Consider the following 8,662-nt stretch of genomic DNA (forward strand, 5'->3'; position numbering starts at 1 on the left):
TTAAATTCTTCATTGTAGCGCTGACGCTGCTCTCCCATAGCGGACACCTCTTTCATCGTTAAGTATATTATTGGGGTCACTTAACGCTGTGTCCACTTTTTATTCTAGACGCATTCTGCACTATAATCGCCGCACCAGCACTCACACACCGTGCAAGTCCCGCAAAAAAGGGTGCCCCTAATCATCTACGATGATTTCAGGGACAACCCATGATTAAGATAAATCAATGAGACGGATCCATATCTACCTTGTGCTGGTGATTATGGTTATCTCTTCTGCGCCGGTCATTTACATCCTGCTGACGCTGCTGCGCATCCAGGCTGTTCACCGGCGCATCCTCCAGATCGCGCACAACACCAGCCAGATTTTTATCCGGCCTATTACCACTCGTCTTAGCCACTATCCATCCTCCTCATAAGATGAATCTGCAAGTATACTGCCGATTAGGAAGGCTTGGTGATCTTGTGCAGCGCTTGGGCACATTCATGCAAATGCCGGACATAGTCTCCGGTCATCTCCTGAATCTTCTCGCTCTGCTCATTGACTGTCACGCCATCCCGTTCAACATCCACCAGCTCTACTTTAACCTCTCGCTCATCCATATAAGCGCATTGAAAATCAAAGGAGTAAAACTGCCGGCCTGCCGCATCGATATGAATACGGAGCGCCTGCGGATTGCCTTGATCCGGTTCCACCTGGAAGGAGTCGCCGGGATTCAGATATTCCGGCAGCTGCTGCTGCCAGGCATGAACGAGCGTGCTTTGATCGAGATTTAAATCTGCTTCTTGATTCAAGATAACACCTCCCCTTTCCCATTATGGTGCGGAGGACGATGTTATTTTATACTACTCCTCAGCAAAGGAGTGCCTTGTCTAGCTACATGTCTAAATTTCCTCTGGTTCCGGGGCCTTGCTCCGCAAACCAAATGCAGTTATAAGACCTGCCGCCGCTACGACAGCCATTACAATGAACAAAAAGCCCAAGCTGCCGCTCAGCGTATGCTTGAGCTGTTCCCATAGCTCTTGCGGAAGCAGATGCACCTTCTCCGGAGACAACAGATTATTAATGTCATTCTGGGTAATCGGATCCGCCCCCGCCGCAGGCTCAGGCAGACGAGAGGTGATACCCAGATTAATAAGCATACCGAACACCGTTACCGCGATAGTCTGCCCGATAGACTTCACGAACGAGTTCAGCGCCGTGGAAGCCCCGCGCAAATGGTAATGCACCGATGACTGGGCAATAATCGTAAATACGGCGAATGAAAAACCGAATCCAATGCCATAAAGCGCATTGAAGAGCATCAGTAAATAAATCGATGTGTGCTCGTTCATAAACGCCATACCAACCGCAGCTAAAGCGATTATGGCCATGCCGACGAGTGAGGTAAGCCGCGAGCCGCGCGAAATGATCCACCGGGCCCCAAGCACCGATCCCAGCATCCAGCTCAGCGACATCGGTGCGAGCACAAGACCGGATATGGTTGCATTTTTGCCGAGAACACCTTGAACCCATAAGGGCAAATATGAAGTCAGCCCAATTAGCAATGCACTGGCCAGCAGGCTGGCAAGGTTGGAATAGGCAATGTCTCGAATCCGGAACAATTTCAGAGGAACCATCGGCTCCTCAGCCTTACGTTCCACGATAAAGAACAGCACCAGCGAAATCAGTGCAACAGCGAATATACCGATCAACAGCGGCGAATTCCAGGCTAGTTGCTGGCCTCCCGTCGCCAGGCCGAAGAGCAGTGCGGTTACACCCACAGTAAAGGTTATGGCGCCAGGAATGTCGATATTCACTTTGCGCTTCTCTACACGCTCGGTAAAATGCTTCATTATAAATAGAAGTGACAGCAATCCGAACGGAACATTGAACCCGAACACCCACCGCCAGTTAAGCGAGTCCACGAAATACCCGCCAAGCAAGGGTCCGACAAGCGAGGATATCCCCCATACCGAACTGATCCAGCCCTGAACCTTGGCCCGTTCCTCAATCGAGTAGATGTCCCCGATAATCGTGAACGTTACCGGTGTCAATGCACCTGCTCCGATCCCCTGCACAGCCCGGAACAAAATCAACTGTTCCATGCCCTGCGACAGACCGGATAACAGCGATCCGGCAAGGAATAATACCGAGCCAATGATAAATACCGGCTTTCTTCCATATAAGTCACTGATCTTCCCAAATATCGGCGTGGCTACGGCCATGGTCAGCAGGTAGGCTGTGAAAACCCAGCTTAACAGCTCCACACCGCCGAGGTCACCCACAATTCTAGGTCCAGCCGGCCCAATAACCGTGCCCTCAATCGCAGCTAAAAAAGTGGATAATAGTAGGCCGATTAAGATGTACTTTCTTTGTAATCCTGAATATTTCATGCTATTAACTTCCTTCCCGTGCACTCCAGTTCAAAGTAATTATTATAGCGAATGCGGATAGAATTGGGAAGTATAAAGCATACAGGATCAAGTACGCTTAAGCCGACCGTTGTCCAAATGCCACCTTACTGTGTATTCTCCTGCAAAAAACTCGGGCTCATGGGTAATCATCAGGATCGAGGCGCCTTCCTGGACAGCTCTTCTGCATAAGGCAGACAGCCTGCCCGCTCCAAGATAGTCCGCTCCGGCTGTGGGCTCGTCAAGGATGATTAATTTCTTGCCCGTCATGAAGACAGAAGCCGCACTGAGCAGACGCTTCTTTCCGCCGCTTAACAGGTAAGGAGAAGCATCCTGTTCTAAATGCAGCCCAAGCAGTTGAAGCACTTCCTCCGCCTGCTGCATAACCTGCTCAGGCAGATCATCCTTTGCCCGGAGCCGCAATTGGCAGCGCGGCCCGTACAGCAGCTCCTCCATGACGTTTGCTGTCACAAACTGCAGCTCCGGCTGCTGGAACACATAGCCGATCTCCTCGGCAAGCTCGTACAAGGATATCCCTGCGATATCCCGCCCCTGCCAAAAGATGCTGCCCGCCGGCAGCGGGAGCAGGCCCAGCAGCAGACGGGACAGCGTTGTCTTGCCGGAGCCGTTGTCACCGGTAAGCAGATGCCACTCCCCGGGCTGGAGCTTCAGCGAGACGTCTTCCAGTACGGCCGGAGTATTACGGCCGTACTGGAAGGTTAAGCCGCTGATCTCCAGCAGCGGCACAGCGGGCGGCACACTATTGGGGGAGCCGCCGCCAGTGGCGCGGACGCGCTGCTCCGCAGGGAGCAGGCCGAGCTGCCTCAGCAGCGGCCGCTCTTCACGCAGCAGCGCGCCGCTTGGCCCGTCCTGGACGAGGTGTCCGTCCTCGTCCAGGACGATCAGCCGCGGAGCGGCCAGGGCGAGCTCGTCGAGCCGCCCTGTTACTACAAGCAGCGTCCGGCCCTGCCGGTGCAGACGCTGCAGCAGCTCTTGCAGCCGCCGCCTTCCGGCTGCATCAAGATTGGACGCCGCCTCGTCCAGGACGAGGATCGGCGTCTCCAGCGCCAGCACGGACGCAATCGCCGTCCGCTGGCGCCCGCCGCCGGACAGCTCTGCGATGCTGTCCCGGCGGCGCTCCTCCAGCCCCGCCGCTTCCAGCGCGGCGGCGACCTGCCGCCGGATCACCTCCGGCGGCAGGCAAAGATTCTCCGGCCCGAAGGCCACCTCGTCCTCTACTCTTCCCAGGACCAGCTGCGCGTCCGGGTCCTGAAAGACGAGGCCGATGGTCCGGGCCGTCTCCGCGATCTTGGCATCGGCAGGATCGATGCCGTTCACCAGGACCTCGCCGGTTCGCAGTCCTCCGCCGGCTCGAGGCAAGTCCCCCGCCAGTATTCTCGCCAGTGTAGACTTGCCGCATCCGCTCGGTCCCGCAATCGTGACCCATTCTCCAGGCTCCAGAGAGAAAGTAATCTCGTCAAGCACAGGCTTACTGTCTGCCTTATAGCGATAACATACCCGCTCAAGCCTGAGCGCTTCCCCTACAGCAGATTCGGATTCCACCGTAATTAGCTCCTCCTTAAGAAGCTTGTCCTTCGCACCTGTCTTCATTGCTTATCCTTCCAACGTAGATTTCGCAGCGGCAAAGCGGCGTAATAAACCGCTCTTGACTAGAGCATCCCCAACAAGCTTCGAGAGAATCCCGGACAGAACAATTCCGCTTGCGATTCGTACAACCAAAGCCAAGGCAAGGATATCTCCGCCCCACTTCATATAGCCGAACATTCTAGCCGCAAAGTAGAACCAGATCGGCACCAAAGCACCGCCTGCCAGCATCATCTGAGCCATTCCCCATTTGCGGTAACGGAATACCGCGAATACAGCTTCCGCAACCACCATATAACAAGCAGCTGCCGCAAAGGCGGATGGAATCCCGTATGCCGAGCCCATAAACGACTGGACAACCGCTCCGATTCCGAAGGTAATAACAGCTGTACCCGGTTTGCGAATCAGGTAGCAAGCAAGCATTCCATAGAGCATGTACAGTCCTGTGATCGTGGATGTAGCAATAGGCCCGCCGAGGCCGTTCAATAATTGATTTACCGGTGAAATGTACAAGGTCAGCACTCCGTTGGCCGCAGCCAGCATCGCCATCATAACGATCTCTGCCGTAGTAAATGCGGAAAACCGGATTCTGTCCTTTACACTCTTCTTCGCTTCTTCTGCGCTCATTATGCTCATCTCTCCCGTCTCTAATTGTCAACCTAATTACAAAATATAAGTTGACAATTAGAATACGTCAAGACTTTTCTTTTTTCAATCTGCTAAAACATCATCATCACTGACGCAAGCACCACACTTGTCAGCATAATGACATATCCCGAGCGTTCTATCCGAACTTCCCTCAGATAGGTACGGGTAGAATAAGCGCCAAAGCCCTTTGCCTCCATTGCTCCTGCGGTCTGCTCCACACGGCGGATGGCTCCCGAGAATACAGCAACCAGGCTATCCCGTCGAAGCATCGCCCGTTCCCGAAGTCCGCGGGGGGCCCGTCCGAACCGAAGCTTTCTGGCCTGGGCATGAACCCGTCCCTCCCTCTCCAGCAGCGGCAGGAAAGCGAGAGCCATCGATACACCATAGACCAATCGATAGGGAAGCTTCAATTTATTTGCCATGATAACGACGAAATCCTGTGGATCGGTGGACCAGATGTAAATGACTGAGGATAAAAACATACAAAACATACGGAGCGAAATTGCCGCCGCATATGATACCGCCCCCACGGAAATGGGAAGCCCGGGAAACAATTGAGCCCCTTCTCCCGGTACACTGATTGCTGTAATCACAAATAACGGAAGTGCAAAGATAATAATATACCCCATCCTGCCCAACAGCTTTAGCCAACCGATTCCCGATCCATACCGCGCCAGAACCAACAGCACGGTCAGCAGCAACAGCAACGGAGCTGGAGTATCCCAATACATCGCCAACAAGGCGACAGAGAACAGGACAACCAGCTTGGAGAGGGGGTCCAGTTTATGTAAATTCCATCCCGTGTTCATTTCTCCGCCAGCCTTTCAGAGGTTGTTCCCAAGTCATTTTTTGATCGATAACTCATAATCTCTTTTGAGCAAAGAATACATCAACAAGTCCGTAAAGCCACTCTTTGTCATCTGATACTCCCGAAGCAAGCCCTCTTCCTGAAACCCCAGAATCCGAAGCAGTGATCGCGAGGAAGCATTCTCAGGAACCACCAAAGCCTCGATTCGATTTAAACCCATCGTATGATAGCCAAAGGACAGTAGCAAATGCAGTGCCTCGGTCATATAACCCTTCCGCCAATAGGGACGGCCGAGATCATACCCGATTTCTCCACGGTAAGCACCGGCAAGCTCCCACACATTATAGCCGCAGCTCCCGATCAGCATCCCGGAGGATTTCAGTTCAATTCCCCAGCGTATCGCATCCTCGCTCTGAGACAGCCCATTCAGCAGATGGATCATTTGCCATACATCCTCTTGCGTTTCAAAGGGAGGTATGTTCATATGTTTAACAACCTCCGGATCGCTCCAATAGTCCAGCAGTACCGGCACGTCCTCCCGCTCCATCCTGCGGAGTCTAAGTCTATGGCTCTCCAGGACAGGAATTTGTCCGCCGCATTTGTACATGCTTCTCCCTCCTTATCAAATCATGGTATCCCAATTATATAAACATACAAGCCCGCTGCTCGTCAAAACAGACGAATATAAAAAAATGCTTTTTTAATTTTTATTAAAAATTTTGCTGAAACACTCCTGAAAGCACTTGACACCATCTCTTTAGTGGTTTAAATGTATAAAGGAATCTATTCCCAATTAAGGAGGGAAATTAATGAAGAAAAAAGTCGTTATAGGGTTAATGTTAGGTACACTGACGCTTGGGTTTGGATCAGGAGCGCTTGCGGCAACAGGGTTAGAGCCCATTAAAGCGTATCTCAACAGCAAGGTTTCTCTGAAAATGAATGGGGAAACTGTGACCGTTAAAGATGCCAACGGCAAGACTGTTTTGCCTATTACCTATGATGGAACAACCTATTTGCCTATTCGAGGACTCGGTACATTGCTGGGAACAGAGATTACTTATGACAACACAACCTCTTCGGTGATCATTGGCGGAAACAGTGGTTCCACACCTTCACCGACAACTGACAAGTTGACGTTAAGTTCTTTGGCGGAAACCGTACTGGGTACCTCTGCATGGCATACCAAAGACCCCAAGGATACATCCTATGACGGCAAAGATTACAAAGATGTTTACCTGAACACCGACACCGTTAAGCAGGGAAAGAGCTTCCAGATCATGACTTCAAACAAATATTCAACGCTGCATCTTGAACTGGCGACGCTTAATGGTTCGCAGGAAATCACAATTATAGATCATAACAATACAATCTTGAAATCACTTACCGTTGCACCGAGTAATGGATTGGTTTCTGTCGATGTAGATGTAGCCGATACAGACTTTATATTTGTGGAGATCGTTGACGCAGATCCAGGTTCTTCCTTATTTGTCCCTTTGACCACATCGTATTTGGTTAAATAAAAAACCTATAGATTAAGCGGCATCAAACGATTTAGTAAAAGAACCTTGTACTTTTTCAAAGTACAGGGTTTCTTCGTATTTTGCCTCAATGTTCAACGCTGCTTCACTGCTGTTCACTGTTTCTCCGCTGCGATTCAGAGTCTGATCTATTTCCGCATTAGACTCCCTTTGAAATGTAAATGCACCAAGTTCTGATTTTCTTAGACAAAAAACGGGGATACTACTTATAGCTACAGCATCAGCGTGAAGGAGTGGGTATCCGATGATTTACTTGCTTGCCGCCGGGTTATGTGTCTCCGTTATCTTAGTTATCGGCAGTCACTATGGTTTTCGACTGATTACTCAGATGAAGCACCAGAGCAGCGAGGGCATTTTCGACTATCTTGAGCATTGCGGCGTGTACAGCAGAGAAAAATTCAAGAGGCTGGAGAAAAAAGAGGTGCATACCACCTCGATAGACGGACTGAAGCTAGGCGGTTATTTGGTTGAACCGCATCGGAACGGGAAGCGCTGGATGATCCTTGTCCATGGCTATACCGTTTCGCTCTATGTTTCCACACAGTATATTGAGCTGTTTCAAAGGGAAGGCTTCAATCTCCTTCTGATCGACCAGCGGAGACACGGGAAAAGCGAGGGGAAATATACCACCTACGGATACATGGAGAAGCATGATATCGCAGCTTGGGTTGCGTGGATTGTTGACCACTATGGAGAGGATTGCTCTATCGGTCTGCACGGTCAATCTCTTGGCGGCGGTACCGTACTTGAGTACCTTGCCATAGCTGACCCTCATGTGAAGTTTGTTGTTGCGGACTGCCCCTATTCAGACCTGACCAAGCTGCTCCGCCATCAGATGAGCGTCTTGAACAAGCTTCCCGCCTTCCCGCTGCTTGGCATGATTAATCGCCGGATGCATCGCAGTGCCGGATTCCGGATGGAACAGGTCAGCCCCTTGAAGGCCGTACAGAACAGCACACTTCCCGTTCTGTTTATTCATGGAACCGAGGATAATTATGTCCCGACCTATATGAGCGAAGAGCTCTATGAAGCCAAGCCCGAGCCGCGGAGCTTGTTGCTTGTAAAAGGAGCGGTGCACGGAAATGCCTATGCCGTAGATCCGGTGCGCTATGCCAGAGAGGTTCAGCAGCTGATCCAGCTTGCCTTGAAGCCAGAAGCAGAGAACAGATCCGAGCTATCCGGCATTTCCGTATCCGGTCCGGTTTCTGCGCTTCCGGGCGGATGATTCACTGACCTACCATCTCATGCTGAGCCATGACGATATACGTATCCAGACGCTGGCTCAGCTCAATCACAATATCACTGCAGAATCCGTTATGCTCTGCGGCGTGGACAAGCTGTGCACGGAGCTGTTCGATCATATCCGACAGCTCGTTGCTTACTTTGGCTTTGGTGACTGGCGGCTTTTTATTGCATGTATTCGTAAAGTACGAGGCTGTCATACGATCACCTTCTCTTAGTCTTACAGTCATTGTATCGCGTGATGCAAAAAAACATATTATGCAATTTACATGAAATATGGTTTTTTTTGACGATTGGTGTAGAATCAGCACCACCCGTATAACGGGTGGTTTGCTCTGCGGCTGAAAGCCTTTGTTACTGGCCAGCCCTGAAAGGGCACTGAATGATCCGCCAACCGCACTACTTTTTTAGCTACCCCTAAAGGGGTT

10 protein-coding genes are annotated in these 8,662 nt (G+C 51.2%); 2 read left to right on the forward strand and 8 right to left on the reverse strand.

What is annotated here, in order from left to right; genetic code table 11:
• Nucleotides 1–223: 223 nt before the first annotated feature.
• The 7 genes from KI362_RS25065 to KI362_RS25095 form a co-directional block, all read right to left on the reverse strand.
• Nucleotides 224–400 carry a hypothetical protein gene (locus KI362_RS25065; protein WP_301630970.1) on the reverse strand — a complete coding sequence of 59 codons (177 nt, stop codon included), beginning with the start codon at nucleotides 398–400 and terminating at the stop codon, nucleotides 224–226.
• Between the two features lie 43 nt (nucleotides 401–443).
• Nucleotides 444–794, reverse strand: coding sequence for a hypothetical protein (locus tag KI362_RS25070; RefSeq protein ID WP_044480207.1), 351 nt, complete (start codon nucleotides 792–794; stop codon nucleotides 444–446).
• Between the two features lie 90 nt (nucleotides 795–884).
• The gene (locus tag KI362_RS25075) at nucleotides 885–2,375 is read right to left on the reverse strand and encodes an MDR family MFS transporter (protein WP_301630971.1); all 1,491 of its coding nucleotides are present in this window, start codon (nucleotides 2,373–2,375) and stop codon (nucleotides 885–887) included.
• Nucleotides 2,376–2,462: 87 nt separating this feature from the next.
• Nucleotides 2,463–4,004 (reverse strand): ABC transporter ATP-binding protein, encoded by a 1,542-nt coding sequence (locus KI362_RS25080; protein WP_301630972.1) that lies wholly within the window; start codon nucleotides 4,002–4,004, stop codon nucleotides 2,463–2,465.
• A 3-nt stretch (nucleotides 4,005–4,007) separates the two neighbouring features.
• Nucleotides 4,008–4,625: an ECF transporter S component gene (locus KI362_RS25085; RefSeq protein WP_301630973.1), complete on the reverse strand. Its 618-nt coding sequence runs from the start codon at nucleotides 4,623–4,625 to the stop codon at nucleotides 4,008–4,010.
• Nucleotides 4,626–4,717: 92 nt separating this feature from the next.
• Nucleotides 4,718–5,455, reverse strand: a complete 738-nt coding sequence (locus KI362_RS25090; RefSeq protein ID WP_301630974.1) for an energy-coupling factor transporter transmembrane component T family protein — start codon at nucleotides 5,453–5,455, stop codon at nucleotides 4,718–4,720.
• A gap of 33 nt (nucleotides 5,456–5,488) precedes the next feature.
• Nucleotides 5,489–6,061, reverse strand: a complete 573-nt coding sequence (locus KI362_RS25095; RefSeq protein ID WP_301630975.1) for a GNAT family N-acetyltransferase — start codon at nucleotides 6,059–6,061, stop codon at nucleotides 5,489–5,491.
• A 202-nt stretch (nucleotides 6,062–6,263) separates the two neighbouring features.
• Here KI362_RS25095 and KI362_RS25100 point away from each other — a divergent pair, with 202 nt between their 5' ends.
• Nucleotides 6,264–6,974 carry a hypothetical protein gene (locus KI362_RS25100; RefSeq protein ID WP_044480216.1) on the forward strand — a complete coding sequence of 237 codons (711 nt, stop codon included), beginning with the start codon at nucleotides 6,264–6,266 and terminating at the stop codon, nucleotides 6,972–6,974.
• A 262-nt stretch (nucleotides 6,975–7,236) separates the two neighbouring features.
• The gene (locus KI362_RS25105) at nucleotides 7,237–8,217 is read left to right on the forward strand and encodes an alpha/beta hydrolase (protein WP_301630976.1); all 981 of its coding nucleotides are present in this window, start codon (nucleotides 7,237–7,239) and stop codon (nucleotides 8,215–8,217) included.
• Nucleotide 8,218: 1 nt separating this feature from the next.
• Here the strand turns inward: KI362_RS25105 and KI362_RS25110 are convergent, their stop codons facing one another.
• Nucleotides 8,219–8,434, reverse strand: a complete 216-nt coding sequence (locus KI362_RS25110) for an aspartyl-phosphate phosphatase Spo0E family protein (RefSeq protein ID WP_044480218.1) — start codon at nucleotides 8,432–8,434, stop codon at nucleotides 8,219–8,221.
• Nucleotides 8,435–8,662: the final 228 nt, after the last annotated feature.

The sequence above is a fragment of the Paenibacillus apis genome (assembly GCF_018333295.1).
Taxonomy (GTDB): Bacteria; Bacillota; Bacilli; order Paenibacillales; family Paenibacillaceae; genus Fontibacillus; species Fontibacillus antibioticophila.